Annotated in this window: 1 pseudogene; it reads right to left on the reverse strand. The window is 52.6% G+C overall.

Features of this window, described 5'->3' with window-relative positions:
* Window positions 1–272 (reverse strand): annotated as a pseudogene (locus SU32_RS17270) (DUF2924 domain-containing protein); the annotation flags it as partial.

A 272-nucleotide genomic window follows, 5' to 3' on the forward strand; every position in this document is an offset into this window, starting at 1 on the left:
CGCGGGCATCAAAGTTTGTATCAGCGTTTGCATCAGCGGAGCTGTCCGCTTCAACCTCACTTCGAACAGGTTTCAAAGAGGCTTTGAGCGCCCTTTGAACAGCGTTTGAATGACCGCCAAACGCTTTGACTTGCACTTCATACGCAATCACTTTGCGCATAAGTTCGAGCGAAGTGTATTTGGGCGGTGCCACTCCAAGCACCTGCCACCAGCGCTCTATGCAACCGTCTCGATCAAGCCGTTCAATTGCTCCTACATCGACCGTTCGTGGC

The organism is Ahrensia marina (assembly GCF_001293565.1).
Lineage (GTDB): Bacteria > Pseudomonadota > Alphaproteobacteria > Rhizobiales > Rhizobiaceae > Ahrensia > Ahrensia marina.